14 protein-coding genes are annotated in these 19,656 nt (G+C 64.6%); 8 read left to right on the plus strand and 6 right to left on the minus strand.

Annotated features, from left to right (window positions below; genetic code table 11):
* Positions 1-40 precede the first annotated feature (40 nt).
* Entirely contained in the window at positions 41-2,050 is a 2,010-nt protein-coding gene (gene rep, locus PVE35_RS24185) for a DNA helicase Rep (RefSeq protein ID WP_277373233.1), read from the plus strand.
* Between the two features lie 228 nt (positions 2,051-2,278).
* Positions 2,279-2,851, plus strand: a complete 573-nt coding sequence (locus PVE35_RS24190; protein ID WP_268179734.1) for a xanthine phosphoribosyltransferase — start codon at positions 2,279-2,281, stop codon at positions 2,849-2,851.
* A gap of 1,052 nt (positions 2,852-3,903) precedes the next feature.
* On the opposite strand, the gene PVE35_RS24195 is transcribed toward PVE35_RS24190, so the two are convergent.
* The 3 genes from PVE35_RS24195 to PVE35_RS24205 form a co-directional block, all read right to left on the minus strand.
* Positions 3,904-5,484 carry a methyl-accepting chemotaxis protein gene (locus PVE35_RS24195; RefSeq protein WP_268179735.1) on the minus strand — a complete coding sequence of 527 codons (1,581 nt, stop codon included), beginning with the start codon at positions 5,482-5,484 and terminating at the stop codon, positions 3,904-3,906.
* 286 nt (positions 5,485-5,770) lie between these two features.
* Positions 5,771-6,847 (minus strand): FAD-dependent oxidoreductase, encoded by a 1,077-nt coding sequence (locus tag PVE35_RS24200; protein WP_268179737.1) that lies wholly within the window; start codon positions 6,845-6,847, stop codon positions 5,771-5,773.
* Positions 6,844-7,857 carry an AraC family transcriptional regulator gene (locus PVE35_RS24205; protein ID WP_268179739.1) on the minus strand — a complete coding sequence of 338 codons (1,014 nt, stop codon included), beginning with the start codon at positions 7,855-7,857 and terminating at the stop codon, positions 6,844-6,846. Before PVE35_RS24205 ends, PVE35_RS24200 begins: the two co-directional genes overlap by 4 nt.
* Positions 7,858-8,018: 161 nt before the next feature.
* Here PVE35_RS24205 and PVE35_RS24210 point away from each other — a divergent pair, with 161 nt between their 5' ends.
* Positions 8,019-9,077, plus strand: a complete 1,059-nt coding sequence (locus PVE35_RS24210; protein ID WP_277373234.1) for a fatty acid desaturase — start codon at positions 8,019-8,021, stop codon at positions 9,075-9,077.
* A 159-nt stretch (positions 9,078-9,236) separates the two neighbouring features.
* On the plus strand, positions 9,237-12,080 hold the full coding sequence (locus PVE35_RS24215) for an EAL domain-containing protein (RefSeq protein ID WP_277373235.1): 2,844 nt from the start codon (positions 9,237-9,239) through the stop codon (positions 12,078-12,080).
* Between the two features lie 73 nt (positions 12,081-12,153).
* On the opposite strand, the gene rpmG is transcribed toward PVE35_RS24215, so the two are convergent.
* Both rpmG and rpmB read right to left on the minus strand, forming a co-directional pair.
* On the minus strand, positions 12,154-12,309 hold the full coding sequence (gene rpmG, locus PVE35_RS24220; protein WP_012703270.1) for a 50S ribosomal protein L33: 156 nt from the start codon (positions 12,307-12,309) through the stop codon (positions 12,154-12,156).
* 10 nt (positions 12,310-12,319) lie between these two features.
* The gene (gene rpmB, locus PVE35_RS24225) at positions 12,320-12,556 is read right to left on the minus strand and encodes a 50S ribosomal protein L28 (protein WP_003242523.1); all 237 of its coding nucleotides are present in this window, start codon (positions 12,554-12,556) and stop codon (positions 12,320-12,322) included.
* Between the two features lie 339 nt (positions 12,557-12,895).
* Here rpmB and PVE35_RS24230 point away from each other — a divergent pair, with 339 nt between their 5' ends.
* A complete protein-coding gene (locus tag PVE35_RS24230; RefSeq protein ID WP_277373236.1) occupies positions 12,896-14,473 on the plus strand; it encodes an ABC transporter substrate-binding protein in 1,578 nt (525 codons plus the stop codon).
* Positions 14,474-14,525: 52 nt separating this feature from the next.
* On the opposite strand, the gene radC is transcribed toward PVE35_RS24230, so the two are convergent.
* Complete coding sequence (gene radC / locus PVE35_RS24235) at positions 14,526-15,200, minus strand: DNA repair protein RadC (RefSeq protein WP_268179747.1); 675 nt, start codon at positions 15,198-15,200, stop codon at positions 14,526-14,528.
* A 144-nt stretch (positions 15,201-15,344) separates the two neighbouring features.
* Between radC and coaBC the strand changes: the two genes are divergently transcribed.
* The 3 genes from coaBC to algC all read left to right on the plus strand — a co-directional run bounded on the left by coaBC (position 15,345) and on the right by algC (position 19,642).
* On the plus strand, positions 15,345-16,553 hold the full coding sequence (coaBC, locus tag PVE35_RS24240) for a bifunctional phosphopantothenoylcysteine decarboxylase/phosphopantothenate--cysteine ligase CoaBC (protein WP_277373237.1): 1,209 nt from the start codon (positions 15,345-15,347) through the stop codon (positions 16,551-16,553).
* 2 nt (positions 16,554-16,555) lie between these two features.
* Entirely contained in the window at positions 16,556-17,011 is a 456-nt protein-coding gene (dut, locus tag PVE35_RS24245; RefSeq protein ID WP_277373238.1) for a dUTP diphosphatase, read from the plus strand.
* A 1,236-nt stretch (positions 17,012-18,247) separates the two neighbouring features.
* A complete protein-coding gene (gene algC / locus PVE35_RS24250) occupies positions 18,248-19,642 on the plus strand; it encodes a phosphomannomutase/phosphoglucomutase (protein WP_268184417.1) in 1,395 nt (464 codons plus the stop codon).
* The last annotated feature ends 14 nt before the right edge of the window (positions 19,643-19,656 follow it).

The following is a 19,656-nucleotide window of genomic DNA, read 5'->3' on the forward strand; positions in this document are numbered from 1 at the left end:
TGTTAGAATGCGCGGCTTCCTTTTACCGGCAAGTGATCCCATGTCCCGACTCAATCCCCGGCAGCAAGAAGCCGTGAACTACGTCGGCGGCCCCCTTCTGGTGCTGGCCGGCGCGGGTTCCGGCAAGACCAGCGTGATCACGCGCAAGATCGCCCACCTGGTGCAGAACTGCGGTATCCGCGCCCAGCACATCGTCGCCATGACCTTCACCAACAAGGCCGCGCGCGAGATGAAGGAGCGCGTCGGCACCCTGCTCAAGGGCAGCGAGGCGCGCGGCCTGACCGTGTCCACCTTCCACAACCTGGGCATGAACATCATCCGCAAGGAATATGCGCGCCTGGGCTACAAGCCCGGCTTCTCGATCTTCGACGACGGCGACATCAAGGCGCTGCTCAGCGACATCATGCAGAAGGAATATTCCGGCGATGATGGTGCCGACGAGGTGAAGAACCTCATCGACAGCTGGAAGAACGACCTGATCCTGCCCGACGAAGCCCTGGCCAAGGCGCGCAATCCCAAGGAGCAGACCGCCGCCATCGTCTACCTGCACTACCAGCGCACGCTCAAGGCGTACAACGCGGTGGACTTCAACGACCTGATCCTGCTGCCGGTCAAGCTGTTCCAGGAGCATGCCGACATCCTGGAAAAGTGGCAAAACCGCATCCGCTACCTGTTGGTGGACGAATACCAGGACACCAACGCCAGCCAGTACCTGCTGGTGAAGCTGCTGGTGGGCATGCGCAACCAGTTCACCGTGGTCGGCGACGATGACCAGTCGATCTATGCCTGGCGCGGCGCACGCCCGGAAAACCTGATGCTGCTCAAGGAGGACTATCCGTCCTTGAAGGTGGTGATGCTGGAGCAGAACTACCGCTCCACCAGCCGCATCCTCAAGTGCGCCAACGTGCTGATTGCCAACAACCCGCACGTGTTCGAGAAGCAACTCTGGTCGGAGATGGGCCATGGCGACGAGATCCGCGTGATCCGCACCCGCAACGAAGACGCCGAGTGCGAGCGCGTGGCCCTGGAGATCCTCACCGAGCACCTGCGCACCCAGCGCCCCTACAGCGACTTCGCCATCCTCTATCGCGGCAACTACCAGGCCAAGCTGATGGAGCTGAAGCTGCAGCACCACCAGATTCCCTATCGCCTCTCTGGCGGCACCAGCTTCTTCGCCCGCCAGGAGGTGAAGGACCTGATGAGCTACTTCCGCCTGTTGGTCAACCCGGACGACGACAACGCCTTCCTACGGGTGATCAACGTGCCGCGCCGCGAGATCGGCTCCGCCACCCTGGAAAAGCTCGGCAACTACGCCAACGAGCGCAAGATCAGCATGTACGCCGCCGCCGGCGAAATCGGCCTCGGCGAGCACCTCGACGCGCGCTTCACCGAGCGCCTGCAGCGTTTCACCCGCTGGATGGATCGGGTGCGCCAGGAGTGCGCGCAGAACGACCCGATCGCCGCCATCCGCAGCATGGTCATGGACATCGACTACGAGAACTGGCTGCGCCAGAACGCCTCCAGCGACAAGGTGGCCGACGCGCGCATGGGTAATGTCTGGTTCCTCGTCGATGCGTTGAAAAGCACCCTGGAACGCGACGAGGATGGCGACATGACCATCGAGGACGCCATCGGCAAGCTGGTGCTGCGCGACATGCTCGAACGCCAGCAGGAGGAGGAAGAAGGCGCCGAGGGCGTGCAGATGATGACCATGCACGCCTCCAAGGGTCTGGAATTCCCCTCGGTGTACATCATCGGTTTCGAGGAGGAGATTCTCCCCCACCGGTCCAGCATCGAAGCCGACACCATCGAGGAAGAAAGGCGCCTGGCCTACGTGGGCATCACCCGCGCCAAGCGTAACCTGGCGCTGACCTATGCCGCCAAGCGCAAGCAGTACGGCGAGGTGATCGACTGCTCGCCGAGTCGCTTCCTCGACGAACTGCCGCAGGAGGATCTGCGCTGGGAGGGCCTGGAGGAAGCACCGGTGGAGGTCAAGACCGCCCGCGGCAACGACGCCCTGGCCAACATGCGCGCCATGCTGAAAAAATAGCCGGGAGCTATTTTTAACGTCGCGCAGCGACGGCCCGAAGGGCGGCCGCCAGGGATGGCGGGCCGTAAAAAATGACCGGGAGTCATTTTTAACATCGCGCAGCGATGGCCCGAAGGGCGGCCGCCAGGGACGGTAGATACACAACAAGCGACACCGTAGCCCGGATGCAATCCGGGGAAACCGTCCCGGATTGCATCCGGGCTACGTTCATCTTGAGAGGAATCCCGCGTGCAAGCGCTGAAACAGAAAATTCGCGACGAAGGCATTGTCCTGTCCGAGCAGGTACTGAAGGTCGATGCCTTTCTCAACCACCAGATCGACCCGGCGCTGATGCAGCAGATCGGCCACGAATTCGCCCAGCGCTTCGCCGGACAGGGCATCAGCAAGATCGTCACCATCGAGGCTTCTGGGATCGCCCCGGCGGTGATGGCCGGCCTGGAGCTGGGCATCCCGGTGATCTTCGCGCGCAAGTTCCAGTCGCTGACCCTCAAGGACGACCTGCTGATCTCCAAGGTGTTCTCCTTCACCAAGCAGACCGAGAGCACCATCGCCATCTCCTCCCGCCACCTGACGGCCGCCGACAAGGTACTGGTGATCGACGACTTCCTCGCCAACGGCCACGCTGCCAAGGCGCTGATCGACCTGATCCAGCAGGCCGGGGCGCAGGTCGCCGGTATCGGCATCGTCATCGAGAAGTCCTTCCAGGAGGGCCGCGCCTTGCTGGAAAGCGAGGGTTACCGGGTCGAGTCGCTGGCCCGCGTGGCCTCGCTGGAAGGCGGCCAGGTACGCTTTATCGACTGAGGCAGTCGGAGCCTGTTCACGATCTCGCGAGCTGGAGCCATACGAGACCGATGGCGGCGCCGCAAAAACAGGAGCGTCGCGCTCGACTTCACGAGCCGTGAATGAGCAGCACGAGCGGGCGGCGCTCCAACCTGTTTTGCCCCCTTGGGGAGAAGGCTTGGTTGGCACCGGACTGGCAAGTTTGTGTGTGGTCTTGTTGTCCTGGTTTGGTGTTCCGGACGCCGCATTGGGTGTTTTCAGAAATTCCAGGTTTCGCCCCCTCGGGCGACTCACTTTTCTTTGAAATCGGAATGCCGCCCAGCGCAAAGAAAAGTAAGCAAAAGAAACGCACCCCCGCCATCCGGAACTAGGCGTCCCCGTCATGCTTCGCTCGACTCCCCTCACTCCGGCATCGCTCCGGGGTCGGCGTACATGGGCCATCCCTGGCCCATTACGCGGGGCCGCCATCGGTATCTCGCGGCATCCATGCCACTCGCCCCCTGCGCAATGCCTACGTTCGGCCTCCTGAGGGGGGCATTCGCGCGCCTGAACGAACAGGTGTGCCAGGCTAGTCCTGCGTGCTCTGGCGGCTGTGAAGTCGCGATGTGGCGGTTGAATTAAACCAATAGTTTCATTCGCGCAGTTTCATGCGTGAACAGCTTGCCGGCTTGCAGCCGGCATTCAGGTCAGCCCTAAGGCTGACCTCATGTGCAACCACTCCGTGCTACTTCTGGGTTACCGCAGGTTCAGGCGCGTGCAGAGCCCGCCCAGGAGGGCGAACGGAGTCGTCGTGGAAGAGGTCGAGCGACATGGATGTCGCGAGAGCCGCGATGGGCCAGGGATGGCCCACCGCGGCGGGCCTCTGGAGCGGCGATGGAGTGAGCGAACCCTGGCGCAGCCAGGGCCGGATGAAAGGGCGGAGGTTTTGGTTACTTTGCCCGCAAAGTGACTCGCCCGGGAGGGCGAAACCAAAAACATCAACAAAAACGCGGCAAGCCGGAACAAGCACCGAATAACCAACAAGCCACACACAAACTTGCCAGTCCGGTGTCACAACTGACGCCACGCGGCGCTCATGGCTCGGGCTTATAGCCCAGGCGCAAACCACCCCAATGCCGGCCACGCACCCAGATCGGCACCGACAGGTCGTGCATCAGCTCCCCGGTATCGCGCATGTAGGTCTGCAACAGCAGCGCCTGCTGATGGCTGCCACAGCGAATGCCGGTCCGGTCGTTGAACAGGCGCTTGCCACGGCTACGCACGGCATCCACCGCCGGGTCACCGCTCGGCGGCTGGTTGAATGCCTGGTTGTGGGTCGGCACGTAGCCTTCTGGCGTGGTGGCGATGGCGAACACCAGGCCATCGTGACGACTCAGTAACGGTTCCTGCAGCGCTGGCAGCACCTGGTCGGCATACTGGTCGAAGCGGGTGCGGTATTTCTGCGGCTGGGTGCCGGCAATCGGCTGATACTGCCGGTCGAACAGATCGTCGAGGGTGATGCGACCCGCCTCGATATCGGCCTCGAAGCGTGCGCCGATGGCGGCGGCACCTTCGCGGGCCAGGTCGTAGATGCGCTGGTGATAATCGTCAAGCCCCACCTCGGCGAGCTGCTCGCTGACCGTCTCGGCGAGGCCCACGAGCTGCTCGGCAGCCAGCGCCAACTGCCGTGTCTGGCCCTCGCTGCCCTGCACGTCATCGTGCAGTTGCAAGGCGGCAGCCGAGAGGCTGGCCAGGCGCTGATGATTGTCCGCGGTGCCGGCGCTGATCTGCGCCACCTGCTGCTCCACTTGCCCGGCCTGATCGGCAATGCCGTGCAGGTGCTGACCGGCCTGCTCGATCTGCACCGCCGCCTGCTCCAGCTCGCCGCTCTGGCGCTGGATATGGCTGACCACCGCTTCGCTCTGCTGACGGATATCGGCGACCATCTGGCTGACCTCTTCGGTGGCGCTGGCGGTGCGCGCCGCCAGGTTGCGCACCTCATCGGCCACCACGGCGAAACCACGACCCATCTCGCCGGCGCGGGCCGCCTCGATGGCGGCATTGAGCGCCAGCAGGTTGGTCTGGCTGGCGATGGACTGGATCACCTGGGTGACCTGTTCGATCTGCTCGGTACGACTACCCAGGCCATCGATCAGTTCACGGCTGGCGTGAGTCTGCTCGCTGAGCTGACGCATGCGCGCGATGGCCTGGCTCAACTCGTCCTGCCCACTGCTGCTGGCGCTGCGCACCCGCTCGGCGGCGGCCAGAGTGGTGGCAGAGCGTTCGGCACTGTCCTGCTCGGTGGTGGTGATGGCGGCGGCCGCCTGACTGACCTGCTCTACCGCCGCCAGTTGCGATTGCAGGCGCCCTGCCAGTTGCTGCACCGCGTGGGCCACGCGCGCCGCGGACAGGGCGTTGTGACAAGTATGGCGGGAAAGCCCACGACTGATCTCGGTGAAATCGCTGGCCGCAGCCGAGGTAGGCGGCCTGGCCGTGCTGTCAGGGTCGTCACGGCGCTGCCAGGGCCCAAGCCAGGGCCACAGCGCCAGGATCAACAAGGACGGAATGCTGACGTATGCCGGTAGCTGCATGCGCAGATAGAGCAGCATCAGGGCAGCCAGGCCCAGAGCATGCAGCAGACAGGCGACAGGGGAACGGACAAAAGCAGCTTGCATGACCGACCTCGAAATTCTTGTTCTGGCGCGCATGGCAGCACGAGGAGCGGACGCTTGCATTGGACGACCTCCTTGATCATCTCGCCAGCCTGAACGGCTCAAGGGCTCGGCAGATTGACCGACAGCGACCTTCGCGTGATCACCAGCCAAGTAATTCTTGATTCGACCACTCAGCCAACATGACCGCCATGACACTTTGGTCGCAGCCTAGCCTGTACGCAAGAACAACGCTACCTAGGGTCTATTGCCGTTTCGACGCGAGCCGTGCGCGAAACGGCAACAGACCCTAACCAGCCAGGTGATGGCGGCGCATGAAGCGTTCGTCCAGCCAATCCTTGCAGCGTCCGTAGAACTGACCATCGGCGCTCCAGCCACGCCAGTCCAGCAGTGCCCCACCGTCGCCGCTGGCCATCAGCGTCAAGCCTTGACGCGGTACTCGATACAGGCGCAGCGGTCGGCCCTGCAACGCAGCCTGCAGGTTGACCGCCAGCACCCGCCCCTGGCGTGAGGAGTGGCTCAGGCTGCGTGGCACGTCGAGCAGGGTGGCACACTCGCCCACGGCGAAAATCTGCGCGTGCGACTGGCTTTGCAGGCTTTCGCGGATGGCCACGAAGCCTTCCTGATCACAGGCCAGACCCGTCTCGCGCAGCCAGGCCAAGGGCTGGGCGCCGCCGGCGACGAGCAGGCGCCGACCACGCCAGACCGGCTCGTCGCCACTGAGCAGCCAGTCATCGTCGATACGCCCGATCGGGCAGTGTTCTCGTACCTGCACGCCACGCAGGCGCAAATGGCCCAAGGCGCGCATGCGCAGCCCCAGTGACTGCCCATCGAGCAACTGGCCAGCGCAGAACAAGGCCAGCGCCGGCACCTTGTCGGCCAGTACCAGGGCCAGCTCCACGCCTTGCACACCGCCCCCGAGAATGGCCAGGCGCCGAGGCTCGGCCTGCCACTGCTGCCAGCCATCGAGGAGCCTGTCTATGGGCCTGACGGCCAACACCTGCATGGCATCGCCCTGCTGTGGTGGAATGGCCATTCCGGCACCGACGTCGAGCGACAGCCACTCTCCTTGCAGGCGGCGCCCGTCGCCGAGCTGAAGGATCCGCGCGGCGGCATCCAGCGAGGCGATTTCGCCCTGGATCAGATCGACCTTGGCGGCACGACATAGCGGCTGCAGCTCCACCCGGCAGTGCGCCGCGCTGAAGCGGCCACCGAGCAACCCGGACAGCATGCCGGCATACCAGGCATGCGGACCAGGGCTGAGCAAGGCAATGCGACCTTTCGGGCGCTCCACCAGCGCCCAGCGGCGCAGTACGCCAAGATGAGCGTGTCCGCCCCCAGCCAGGATCAGGTCGTACGCGGTCATGGGCTGTTACAGCCATCGCGGTACTGGCTCGGCGTCTGCCCGGTCCAGCGCTTGAAGGCGCGACCGAAGCTGCTGCTGTCGCTGAAGCCAAGCAGGTAGGCAACTTCACTGATCGAATAGCGTGGGTCGCGCATATGCCGCAGCGCCAGAGCGTGACGCGTCTCGCCGAGCAGTACCTCGTAACTGCTGCCCTCCTCGGCCAGGTGGCGCTGCAGGCTGCGCAAACTCAGGTGCAGTGCCTGGGCAATGCGCTCGGCGGATGGCTCACCATCGGGCAACTGCGCCTCCAGGCAACTGCGCACCCGCTCGCTGTAACTGGCCGCCTGTAATTGCTCCAGGCTGCGCCTGAGCACGGTTTCGTTGTGCGCGGCCAGCTCCGGATTGCCGTCGTCCAGCCGTTGTTCGAACGCCGTGCGCGCAAAGCGCAGCAGGCTCTGCTCGGCGTCGAACTGCAGCGGCGCGCGGAACACCGCCTGCCAGGGCGCTGGGTCGGCCGGCCGGGGGCGTTGTAGCTGTACCAGCAACGGTGAGAACTCGCGATTCAGGCGGTTGCGACAACTGCGCACGTAGATCGCGGCGAAGGCGTCCAGCGCTTCGGGCGCCGGTGCCGGGCTGCCCGGCGGAACACGAAAACTGAATTCGTAGGCATCGTCCACTTCGCGCAACTCCAGTTGCAGCGCATCGCTGACCACCCGGTGATAACGCACGATGCGCTCGAACATTTCGCGCAGGCTGCTGCTGGCGATCAGCGCATAGCCGAGGGCATGGAAGGTGGTCGGGCTGACGTACTGCGAGGTTTTCAGGCCCAGCGCCGGGTCACCGCTGGCGGCCACCGCCAGTTGCCACAGGCGCGTGGTCAGCGACAGCGGGCAGCGCGCGTTGGGGTCGTCGAGCAACGCCGGGTCGAGCCCCGCCTCGCGGCACAGAGCAACGCTGTCGAGCCCGAGGGCATCGAGCTGCTTGCGCAGGGCGCGGGTCCAGCTAGCCAGGGTGGAGGGTTCGGCGTTCATGCAGATTGGCGTATCCGGTAGGCAGGTTGGCGTGCAGGGCCGAGCGCTGCGACGCGCGTCACGGCACAGTGAAAGGCACCTTCGGCAACTCCCTGCAGCGCCATCGCCCAGGTTTCTGCAGGTGCTCTGAAGTCACAGCCCAATAACGAGAGGATGTCGGTATGTCCCCTTCTCCCGCAAGCCTTAATGATCAGCAACGCGCCGCTTATATCCGCGAACAGGTGATGGCCCACGGTAACGCCCTGCGCCAGCGTTACCCGATCCTGCAGCATCAGGACGCGCTCGGCGCCGGCATCCTGGCCTTCGCCCTGTGCGGCATGCTCGGCTCGGCAGCGCTTTATATCGCAGGCCATCTGGCCTGGTGGGCCTGCCTGCTGCTCAACGCCTTCTTCGCTTCGCTGACCCACGAGCTGGAGCACGACCTTATTCACTCGATGTATTTTCGCAAGCGACCGCTGCCGCATAACCTGATGCTGGCGCTGGTCTGGCTGGCGCGACCGAGCACCATCAACCCCTGGGTACGCCGCCACCTGCACCTGAACCACCACAAGGTGTCCGGCAGCGAAGCCGACATGGAGGAGCGCGCCATCACCAACGGCGAGCCCTGGGGCATCGCCCGCCTGCTAATGGTTGGTGACAACATGATGAGTTCCTTCATTCGCTGGCTACGGGCGAAGAACCCGCAACACCGCCGACTGATACTCAGCCGCACGCTGAAAGTCTATGCGCCGCTGGGACTGCTCAACTGGGCAACCTGGTACCTGTTTCTCGGCTTCCACCTGCTGGACTGGGCCAGCGCCGCGCTCGGCGCCCCCATCGCCTGGTCGGCCACTACGCTGAGTCTGATGGATGGGGTGAACATCGCCGTGGTGGTGCTGGTCGGGCCCAATGTGCTGCGCACCTTCTGCCTGCACTTCGTCAGCTCCAACATGCACTACTACGGTGATGTGGAGCCAGGCAACGTGATCCAGCAGACCCAGGTGCTCAACCCCTGGTGGCTGTGGCCGCTGCAGGCCTTCTGCTTCAACTTCGGCAGCAGCCATGCGATCCACCACTTCGTGGTCAAGGAGCCTTTCTACATTCGTCAGCTAACCGTCCCCTTCGCCCACGGGGTGATGCGCGAGATGGGTGTGCGCTTCAACGACTTCGGCACCTTTGCCCGTGCCAATCGCTGGAGCCGCTCAAGGCAGGCAGCAGAGGAGCGCGCACAGGCGGCGTGATCGAGCCCACTCATGTGTCACGTGATCCCAAGGGATGAGACCCGCCGCGCAATCGAAGCATCGGTAGTCGGCTAGAATTCATCTGCGCCCGGTCGCCCCTCGGCTCCAACCCCATCCATCGGACTTCGGCGCCCTCGTAGTAGCCATGAGGCGCCAAGGATGCTTCGACCGCTTCACTCACTGATATTGCTGCTCTGCCTGGTCAGTGTCTTGCCGGCCTGGGCAGACAGCGCGCTGCCGCTGCTGGAGCTCAGCGCGGCCGATCTGGCCAGGCCGGTGAACATCGAGCACAGCCTGCTGCTGGAAGACCCGTCGGCACGGCTCGGTGCAAATCAAGCCCTGCAAGCTCTGAGCGAGCGCGGTACACCGGTGCTCGGCAGCGCCCGGATCGGCTACTCCAGCAGCACCTGGTGGCAGGCACTGCGCCTGCGCGTGCCCAGCGCCGAGCCGTTGCACCTGATCGTCGCTACCCCCTTTCTCGACCACCTGGATGTCTGGCTGTTCGATGGCGAACATGACCTCGGCCAGATGCACAGTGGCAATCGCATGCCGTTCGCCGCCCGTGGCGAGCCCTATCCACAGTTCATGCTGGCACTGCCGCCTGTCCAGGCCCAGGGCACCTACACCCTGCTGCTGCGCGTCAGCAGTCATTCCTCGATCCACCTGCCGCTACAACTGATCGGCGACTCTCACAGCAAGCCGCTGATCGCACGGAGCTGGCTGCGCAGCGGTTTGCTGGTGGGTGCCCTGTTCAGCCTGGCGCTGTTCTACCTGATCCGCTTCAGTACCCTGCGCGAAACCGCGCAGGCCTATTTCAGCCTCACCGCCCTCTGCGCAGCCGTCTATAACGCCAATCTGTACGGCATCGCCGGCCTGGCGATGGATGCGCCGGCAGAACTGTGGCGCCTGCTGATCAACCTATCCACGGCCGGCATGCTGATCTTCAGCTCACTGTTTCTGGCCTGTGCCCTGCAACTGCCAATACAGCGCCTGCGCTGGCTGCGCGAGCCCCTCTTCGCGGCCATCGCCTTGGTGTGCGTCGGCGGCTACCTGAGCGATCACCCACAGACCTACAGCGTGCTCAATCTGCTGATCCTGCTGACCGGCGCCTACCAACTGCTGCTCTTGCTGCTGGCTTTGCGCCTACGCAGGGCCTACGCCTTGGGCTACCTGCTGTGCTGGAGCGGGGCCCTGTTGCTGATGCTCCTGCTGCCCTTGAGCCGTGCCGGGTTAGCCGCCTGGCCGGCGGGTCTGCACAACCTCAATGCGGCAATGCCGGTGCTCAGCATGCTGATGTTCGGTGCCCTGCTCGACAAGCAACTGGAACGCATGCGCCGCATCCTCACGCACACCCAGGCCCAGGCCATCGACAACCTCGAGCAGTACCACGCCCTGTTTCGCCACAGTGGCGAAGGCATTTTCCGCTGCCGCCGTGACGGTCAGCTCGTCGAGGCCAACCCCAGCCTGATACGCCTGCTGGGCGATGGTGTACAGGGCAGCACGCTACAACGGCTGCTCGGCGAGACCACCTGGAACGAACTGCTGACGGGGCTGGACGAAGCCGGCGGCACGGTCAGCCGCGAGTGCCAGATCCACGACCAGCAGGGTCACGCACACTGGGTCTATCTCTCGCTGCACCGACAACCGGGGCAGGCCTGCATGGAAGGCATAGTGGTCGACCTCAACGAGCGCCGTGCACTGGAAGAGCGCCTGCAGCATCAAGCCAGCCACGACGCACTGACCGGCCTGCACAATCGGCGCGAGCTGGAACGCCTGCTCTCGCAGACCCTGAGCGGCCCAGGCCCGATGCGCTTCAGTCATCTGCTGTACCTGGGCCTGGATCGCTTCAAGCAGGTCAACGACCTGTGCGGCCATCTGGCCGGCGATCAGTTGCTACGCCAGGTGGCTTACCAACTGGGTCATACCCTGCCCAAAGACAGCGCGCTGGCGCGCATAGGCGGCGACGAGTTCGCCATTCTCCTGCACGCTGCGGACGATGACGCGGCCACTGGCCAGGCACAGACGCTGCGCCAGAGCATCGAGCAGTTCGTCTTCACCTGGCAGGGCCGACCCTTTCGCCTCAATGCCAGCATCGGCCTGCTGACTCTCGACTCCGGCGCACGCGACTGGGAAACCGCACTGAGCTGGGCCAGCAATGCCATGCAACTGGCCAAACATCAGGGGCGCAACCGTGTGCATGCCTTCAACCCCGCCGATGGCGCGTTGCTCGAGCATCAACGTCAGTTGCAGTGGATCACTCGCCTGCGCGAAGCCACCGAAGAGGATCACTTCGAGCTGTTCTTCCAGCCCGTGCAGCCCCTGCAGCAGGCGCGCAGCGGTCTGCACTACGAAGTGCTGCTGCGCTATCGCGATCCACACAGCGGCGAGTGGATCAGCCCCGCACAGTTTCTCGATGCGGCGGCGCGCTACGGCTTTCTCGGCGCCATCGACCGTTGGGTGGTTCGCCACCTGTGCACCTGGCTGGCCGCCAATCCACGGCACCTGCAGGCGCTGGAGCAGGTCAACCTCAATATCAGCGCCGACTCGCTGCTCGACCCGAGCTTTCACGCCCTGCTGCACGACACCCTGCAACTACACGCACTGCCGGCCGCCAAGCTGTGCATCGAGATCACCGAGATGGTGGCCCTGGGTGAACTGGCGGTATCGACCAAGTGGATCGAGGAACTGCGCCGCCAGGGCCTCAAGGTGGCGCTGGACGACTTCGGCAGCGGCTTCGCGTCCTATGCCTACCTGCGCCAACTACCGCTGGATATTCTCAAGATCGACGGCAGCTTCATCCGTGGCATCGAAACGGATCCGATCAACCAGGCCATGGTCGGCTCGATGCAGCAGATCGCCACGCAACTCGGCCTGCAGACGGTGGCCGAGTTCGTCGAAACGCAGCAGAGCCTGGAGTGCCTGCGCCAACTTGGCGTCGACTATGCCCAGGGCTACCACGTCGGCCGCCCGCAGCCGCTGGCGCAGTTGGCCGATCACGCCTGAACCGTTGCAGTAAATCCCAGGCATAAAAAACCCGCCGGTGACGGCGGGTTTCTTCGCGGCAAGCGGCAATCAATTACTTGATCTTGGCTTCCTTGTAGATCACGTGCTTACGCACGACAGGATCGTACTTCTTGATCTCGATCTTGTCGGGAGTAGTGCGCTTGTTCTTGTCGGTGGTGTAGAAGTGGCCGGTACCGGCGCTGGACACCAAACGGATCAGTTCACGCATGACTCTCTCCTTAAACCTTTTCGCCGCGAGCGCGCAGCTCAGCCAGCACTACGTCGATGCCACGCTTGTCGATGACACGCATGCCCTTGGCAGATACGCGCAGACGCACGAAGCGCTTCTCCGACTCGACCCAGAAGCGATGATGCTGCAGGTTCGGCAGGAAACGACGACGGGTTTTGTTGTTCGCGTGGGAAATGTTATTCCCGGTTACCGGACCCTTACCGGTAACTTGACAGACTCTCGACATGCCTCAGCCCTCTAAAACCACATGCCCAACCCGGCATGGGTTGGCCGCTTAAACTCAATGTCATTGGCGCTCGGCGCCGCGTTTCTCGAGGGTCTTACCGGGCGCACTGGATAGCGCAAGAACCGGGCCCCTAGAAAAGAGCGCTGCTTTATACCAGAAAGCCTTGGGCGCAACAAGGAAAAACGCAGGATAAAACGCAGCCTCGAGCGGCCAAGCGCCGTAGGCATGAGGCTTCGCTCGCCAATGACCGCTCGTCGCCTGCAAACGGTATTCAGCACCGAGCAAATCGACTAGGGTTCATGCATGCCGTCATCACCGGGAACCAATGAGGAGTCGACCATGCGCCTGTTACTCGCCACGCTGTTCTGCGCGCCCCTGCTGAGCCAGGCCGCCACCCTCGCCGTCTGCACGGAAGCCAGCCCGGATGGTTTCGACGTGGTGCAGTACAACTCGCTGACCACCACCAACGCCTCGGCCGACATGCTGATGAACCGCCTGGTGGAGTTCGACGCCGAGCAGGGCAAATTGCTGCCGAGCCTGGCGCGGAGCTGGTCGGTCTCGGACGACGGCCTGGTCTATGACTTCCAGTTGCGCGACGACGTGCAATTCCACCACAGCGCCGACTTCACCCCCAGCCGCAACCTGAACGCCCAGGACGTGCTGTTCAGCTTCCAGCGCATGCTCGATCCGCAGCACCCCTGGCACGAGGTCGCCGCCAGCGGCTACCCGCATGCCCAGTCGATGCAGTGGCCAAGCCTGATCGCCAAGATCGAGGCGCCGGATGCACACAGCGTACGCATCACCCTGAACCGTCGCGATGCCACCTTCCTCGCCACCCTGAGCATGGGCTTCGCCTCCATCTACCCAGCCGAATATGCCGACAAGCTGCTCGCAGCCGGCACCCCGGAGAAGCTCAACAGCGCCCCCATCGGCAGCGGCCCGTTCGTCTTCGAGCGCTTCCAGAAAGACGCCGTGGTGCGCTACCGCGCCAACCCCGACTACTTCGGCGGCAAACCGGCCATGGACAAGGTGGTCTTCGCCATCACCCCGGACAGCAACGTGCGCCTGCAGAAACTGCGCCGTGGCGAGTGCCAGATCGCCCTGTCACCGAAACCGCAGGACGTACAGGCCATTGCCGACGACACCAGGCTGAAAAGCGCGCAGACCGCCGCCTTCATGACCGCCTTCGTCGCCCTCAACAGCCAGCATCCACCACTGGACAAGCCGCAGGTACGCCAGGCCATCAACCTGGCGTTCGACAAGGCCAGCTACGTCAAGGCCGTGTTCGAGGGCAGCGCCGAGCCGGCCAATGGTCCCTACCCGCCCAATACCTGGAGCTACGCCAGCGAGCTGCCCGGCTACCCCCATGACCCGGACAAGGCCCGCGCCCTGCTGGCCGAAGCAGGCCTGCAAGATGGCTTCAAGACCACCATCTGGACACGCCCCAGCGGCAGCCTGCTCAACCCCAACCCCAATCTCGGCGCACAACTGCTGCAGGCCGACCTGGCCCAGGTGGGCATCGACGCCGAAATCCGCGTGATCGAATGGGGCGAGCTGATCCGCCGGGCCAAGGCCGGCGAGCATGACCTGCTGTTCATGGGCTGGGCCGGCGACAACGGCGACCCGGACAACTTCCTCACCCCGCAATTCGCCTGTGCCTCGGTGCAATCCGGGTTGAACTTCGCCCGTTACTGCAATGAAACGCTGGACACGTTGATCGCCGAAGGCAAGAGCAGCAGCGACCAGGCCGAGCGCAGCCGCCTCTACCACCAGGCGCAGAAGATCATCCAGGAGCAGGCGCTATGGCTGCCGCTGGCACATCCGACGGCGTTCGCCCTGCTCAGTGCCAAGGTTCAGGGCTACCAGGTCAGCCCGTTCGGCCGGCAGGATTTTGCCTCGCTACAAATGGCGCCGTAAGCCGTCATCATGATGGGCTAAAGCCCACCCTACGCGCTGTAGGAGCGCCGCCCTACATCCAGCCCAGCTCGGCCATGGACAGCGGCTCGCCATCGCCGACGATGAAATGGTCAAGCACACGCACGTCCACCAGCGCCAGGGCATCCTTGAGGCGCTGGGTCAGTACGCGATCGGCCTGGCTCGGCTCGCAGACGCCAGAGGGGTGGTTGTGGGTGAGGATCAACGCCGCGGCATTGTTGGCCAGGGCACGCTTGACCACCTGCCTGGGATACACGCTGGCGCTGTCGATGCTGCCGCGAAACAGCACCTCGAAGGCCAGTACCCGGTGCTTGGAGTCGAGGAACAGGCAGGCGAACACCTCATGCGGCTCATGGCGCAGTTGTGCCTTGAGGTAATCACGCACCGCCTGCGGGCTTTCCAGCGCAGAGTCACGACGCAGGCGCTCGGCCAGATGACGCCTGGCCATTTCCAGCACCGCCTGCAATTGCGCGTACTTGGCCGGGCCCAGCCCCAGATGCTGGCTGAAGTCGGGTAGCTCGGCCTCGAGCAAGGCGCGCAGGCTGCCGAACTCGGCAAGCAGGCGCCGCGCCAGCTCCACCGCGCTACAGCCGGCCACGCCGGTACGCAGAAAGATCGCCAGCAGCTCGGCATCGGTCAGCGCCGCCGCGCCCTGGGCCAGCAGTTTTTCCCGCGGGCGCTCTGCCGCAGGCCAATTGCGAATGCTCATTCTCATACACCTCCCTGTCGAGTCAGGCGCCCGCTGTTCCACTGCGGGCGCTGTGCTATCGTAGCCCATCTTTTTTGCCTGCGGTCGGCCTGGGGAGGCGTTGGCCGCATGGCGCACATTCATCCGTCCAGACAAGGCAGGCCTATGCAGCGGCTGTATCGCAAACGCATCATCGTCGGCGTAGGGGGCGGTATCGCCGCCTACAAGAGCGCTGAACTGGTTCGCCGGCTCAAGGATCAAGGCGCCGAAGTGCGTGTGGTAATGACCCAGGGCGGCCGTGAATTCATCACCCCGCTGACCCTGCAGGCCCTCTCCGGCCACCCCGTTCATCTCGATCTGCTCGACCCGGCCGCCGAAGCGGCGATGGGCCATATCGAGCTGGCCCGCTGGGCCGACCTGATTCTCATTGCCCCGGCCACCGCCGACCTGATCGCGCGCCTGGCCCAGGGCATCGCCAACGACCTGCTGACCACTCTGGTGCTGGCCACCGATGCGCCCATCGCCCTGGCCCCGGCGATGAACCAGGCCATGTGGCGCGACGCCGCCACCCAGGCCAATCTGGAGTTGCTGCAGCAGCGCGGCATGCGCCTGTTCGGCCCGGCCTCCGGCAGCCAGGCCTGTGGCGATGTCGGCCTCGGGCGCATGCTCGAACCCACCGACCTGGCCAGCCTGGCCGCCGACTGCTTCCAGCGCCAGGCCCTCGACGGCCTGCACATCCTGATCACCGCCGGGCCGACCCAGGAAAACATCGACCCGGTGCGCTACATCACCAACCACAGCTCCGGCAAGATGGGTTTCGCCCTGGCCGAGGCCGCTGCCGAAGCCGGTGCCAAGGTCACCCTGGTCAGCGGCCCGGTACACCTACCGACGCCGGACCGGGTCAGCCGCATCGACGTGATCAGCGCCCGCGACATGCTCGCCGCCTGCGAAGCGGCGATGCCCTGCGACGTGCTGATCGCCGCCGCCGCCGTGGCCGACTACCGCCCGGAAGTGGTCGCCCAGCACAAATTGAAGAAAGACCCCAGCAGCGGCGAGGGCATGCTCCTGCAAATGGTGCGCAACCCGGATATCCTCGCCACCATCGCCGGCCGCGAGGATCGCCCGTTCAGCGTGGGCTTCGCCGCCGAGACCGAAAACCTGCTGGAGTACGCCTCGCGCAAATTGCGCGACAAGAATCTCGACCTGATCGTCGCCAACGATGTGGCCAACCCCAGCATAGGCTTCAACAGTGAAGAGAACGCCATCACCGTGATCGACCGTGAGCTGCAGCAAACCAGCTTCGCCCAGACCAGCAAGGGCAAGATCGCCCGCCAGTTGATCACCCTCATCGCCGACCGACTGAACAAGAACTGACCATGCACGCTCTGCAAGCCAAGATCCTCGACCCCCGCCTCGGCCAGGAATTTCCCCTGCCGCAGTACGCCACGCCAGGCTCCGCTGGCCTCGACCTGCGCGCCATGCTCAAGGAGGAGATCGTCCTCGAGCCGGGGCAGACCGTACTGATCCCCACCGGCCTGTCGATCTTCGTCGCCGACCCCGACCTGGCCGCACTGATCCTGCCGCGCTCGGGCCTGGGCCACAAACACGGCATCGTCCTCGGCAACCTGGTCGGGCTGATCGACTCGGACTACCAGGGCGAGCTGATGGTGTCGTGCTGGAACCGGGGTCAGGACAGTTTCCGCATCGCCATTGGCGAGCGCATCGCACAATTGGTGCTGGTGCCGGTGGTACAAGCACGTTTCGAGCTGGTCGAGGAATTCGACCAGACCCAGCGTGGCGCTGGCGGCTTCGGCCATTCCGGCAGCCACTGATCGCCGTCATCGACAACGACTCGCCGAGGAGCCCAACGCGTGAAACTCTTCAAGCGTAACGCCAAGGAAGCCGCCACCGCCGTCAACTCCGCGCCGCCCAAGGCCGGTAAAACGTCTGGCAGCCCCGCGCTGGGCGCACTGCTGCCGGGCTTGCTGGCCACATTGCTGGGCATCGGCGCTGGCGGTGCCCTGCTCTGGCTGGTACAGAACAGCGAGACTCAGGCACGCCAGAGCGAACTGCTGCAAGCCATCGGCAGCAGCCAGGCCAGCGCCGTGCAGCAGGCGCTCAAGCAACTGCAGGCCGACACCCTCGCCGCCGCACGCAACCCGGAGCTGTTGCAGGCCCTGCAGAGCGGCGACAGTGCGCAGATCCGCCAGGCCGAACAGCGCCTGGGATACTGGGCCGGCGTCGTCGACGCCCACCTCAACCGCCGCGGTGAGGCGGTACAGGACAACAACCGCGCCGCACCGATGAACTTCGCCGGCCTGGACATGCTGCGCCGCGCGGAAAACGGCCAGCGCCCAGCAGTCGAGGCCTACCGTGTCGGTCAGCGCTGGCTGGCCTACAGCGCCGTGGCCCTCGGCCAGGGCGAAGGCCAGCCGGCACAAGGTACGCTGCTGCTGGTGGTGGACCTGGCCCGCCTGCTCGATAGCCTGCCGCAATTGCCGGCCGAGCTGGGCCAGGTGCGCCTGCAGCAGCAGTTCGCCAACGCCCCCACCCAGCTCCTGCTACAACGTGGCCAGGCCGAAGCGGACAGCGTCCAGACCTTCGCCACTGGCAATCCGAATTGGCAACTGCTGTTCAGCCCTGGGCCGGCACTGGCCCAAGGTGGCGTGCCGCCGCTGATGCTCGGCCTCGCGGCGCTGCTGGCCCTGGGCGGCGCGCTGATCGGCCTGATTCTGCTGCGCGGCAGCCTGTTGCGACGCCTCGACAACGATGCAAGCCAGCTCAGGCAAATGCTCGAAGAACTCTCTGCGGGCAAAAACGTCAAAGCCTTCAGCCTGAGCCTGCCGGCACTCGACGGTCTGGCCCAGAGCCTGGCCCGTCTGCCACGCCGCAGCAGTGAAAGCGCCGCCGGCAGCGCCCCCGCAAAAGCAGCACCGGCGGCCACCGCCACTCAGCCCGCCTTCAGGCCCGCCGAGCTGGTCGACCCGCTGTTTCAGGACACCGATATCCTCGATATCGACATTCTCGATGAAGACCAGGATCTCCTGGGATTGGAGCAGAGCACCGCAATGACCACTAGCCAAAGCGCCCCGAAACTTCCCGCCGACATCTTCCGCGCCTACGACATCCGTGGCGTGGTGGGTGACACCCTGACCGCCGAATACGCCTACTGGATCGGTCGCGCCATCGGTTCTCAGAGCCTGGCCCAGGGTGAGCCCAAGGTCATCGTCGGCCGCGACGGCCGCCTCTCCGGCCCCGAGCTGCTGCAGCAACTGGTACAGGGCCTGCTCGATTGCGGCTGCGAAGTCACCGACATTGGCATGGTGCCCACCCCGGTGGTGTACTTCGCCGCCAACGTGCTGGAAGGCCGCTCGGCGGTGATGCTCACCGGCAGCCACAACCCGCCGGACTACAACGGCTTCAAGATCATCATCGCCGGCGACACCCTGGCCAACGAACAGATCCAGGCGCTCAAGCAGCGTCTCGACGACAACGACCTGGCCAGCGGCGTCGGCAGCGTGCAGCAGGTCGACGTGCTGCCGCGTTACTTCAAGACCATCCGCGACGACATCGCCCTGGCCAAGCCGCTCAAGGTGGTGGTGGACTGCGGCAATGGCGCCGCCGGGGTGATCGCACCACAACTGATCGAGGCGCTGGGCTGCAGCGTGACCCCGCTGTACTGCGATGTCGACGGCACCTTCCCCAACCACCATCCAGATCCGGGCAAACCGGAGAACCTGGTCGACCTGATCGCCCGGGTCAAGGCAGAGAAGGCCGACCTGGGCCTGGCCTTCGACGGCGACGGCGATCGTGTCGGCGTGGTGACCAACACCGGCAACATCGTCTACCCGGATCGCCTGCTGATGCTGTTCGCCAAGGACGTGGTCTCGCGCAACCCCGGTGCCGACATCATCTTCGACGTCAAATGCACCCGTCGCCTGACCCCGCTGATCAGCGGTTATGGCGGTCGCCCGGTGATGTGGAAGACCGGCCACTCGCTGATCAAGAAGAAGATGAAGGAAACCGGCGCCCTGCTGGCCGGGGAAATGAGCGGCCACATTTTCTTCAAGGAACGCTGGTACGGTTTCGACGACGGTATCTACAGTGCCGCGCGCCTGCTGGAAATCCTCAGCCAGGAAAAACGCGACGCCGAGCAGGTGTTCAGCGCCTTCCCCAGCGACATTTCCACGCCGGAAATCAACATCAAGGTCACCGAGCAGACCAAGTTCGGCATGATCGAACGCCTGCAGCGTGAAGGCCAATGGGGCGAAGCCAACCTCACCAGCATCGACGGTGTGCGCGTCGACTATCCCAAGGGCTGGGGCCTGATCCGCGCTTCCAACACCACGCCAGTGCTGGTGCTGCGCTTCGAGGCCGATACCCAGCAAGAGCTGGAGCGCATCCAGGATGTGTTCCGCGCCCAGTTGCTCAAGGTCGCCCCCGACCTGCAACTCCCCTTTTGATCGACCTGACTCAG

This window comes from Pseudomonas sp. AA-38, from assembly GCF_029457475.1.
Taxonomy (GTDB): Bacteria; Pseudomonadota; Gammaproteobacteria; order Pseudomonadales; family Pseudomonadaceae; genus Aquipseudomonas.

Bases quoted from the DNA above. Each gene is read 5' to 3' on its own strand.
- PVE35_RS24195 (WP_268179735.1), bottom strand. From the start codon at position 5,484: ATGCAAGCTGCTTTTGTCCGTTCCCCTGTCGCCTGTCTGCTGCATGCT.
- rep (WP_277373233.1), top strand. From the start codon at position 41: ATGTCCCGACTCAATCCCCGGCAGCAAGAAGCCGTGAACTACGTCGGC.
- algC (WP_268184417.1), top strand. From the start codon at position 18,248: ATGACCACTAGCCAAAGCGCCCCGAAACTTCCCGCCGACATCTTCCGC.
- coaBC (WP_277373237.1), top strand. From the start codon at position 15,345: ATGCAGCGGCTGTATCGCAAACGCATCATCGTCGGCGTAGGGGGCGGT.
- PVE35_RS24210 (WP_277373234.1), top strand. From the start codon at position 8,019: ATGTCCCCTTCTCCCGCAAGCCTTAATGATCAGCAACGCGCCGCTTAT.
- PVE35_RS24205 (WP_268179739.1), bottom strand. From the start codon at position 7,857: ATGAACGCCGAACCCTCCACCCTGGCTAGCTGGACCCGCGCCCTGCGC.
- radC (WP_268179747.1), bottom strand. From the start codon at position 15,200: ATGAGCATTCGCAATTGGCCTGCGGCAGAGCGCCCGCGGGAAAAACTG.
- PVE35_RS24200 (WP_268179737.1), bottom strand. From the start codon at position 6,847: ATGACCGCGTACGACCTGATCCTGGCTGGGGGCGGACACGCTCATCTT.
- rpmB (WP_003242523.1), bottom strand. From the start codon at position 12,556: ATGTCGAGAGTCTGTCAAGTTACCGGTAAGGGTCCGGTAACCGGGAAT.
- dut (WP_277373238.1), top strand. From the start codon at position 16,556: ATGCACGCTCTGCAAGCCAAGATCCTCGACCCCCGCCTCGGCCAGGAA.
- rpmG (WP_012703270.1), bottom strand. From the start codon at position 12,309: ATGCGTGAACTGATCCGTTTGGTGTCCAGCGCCGGTACCGGCCACTTC.
- PVE35_RS24215 (WP_277373235.1), top strand. From the start codon at position 9,237: ATGCTTCGACCGCTTCACTCACTGATATTGCTGCTCTGCCTGGTCAGT.
- PVE35_RS24230 (WP_277373236.1), top strand. From the start codon at position 12,896: ATGCGCCTGTTACTCGCCACGCTGTTCTGCGCGCCCCTGCTGAGCCAG.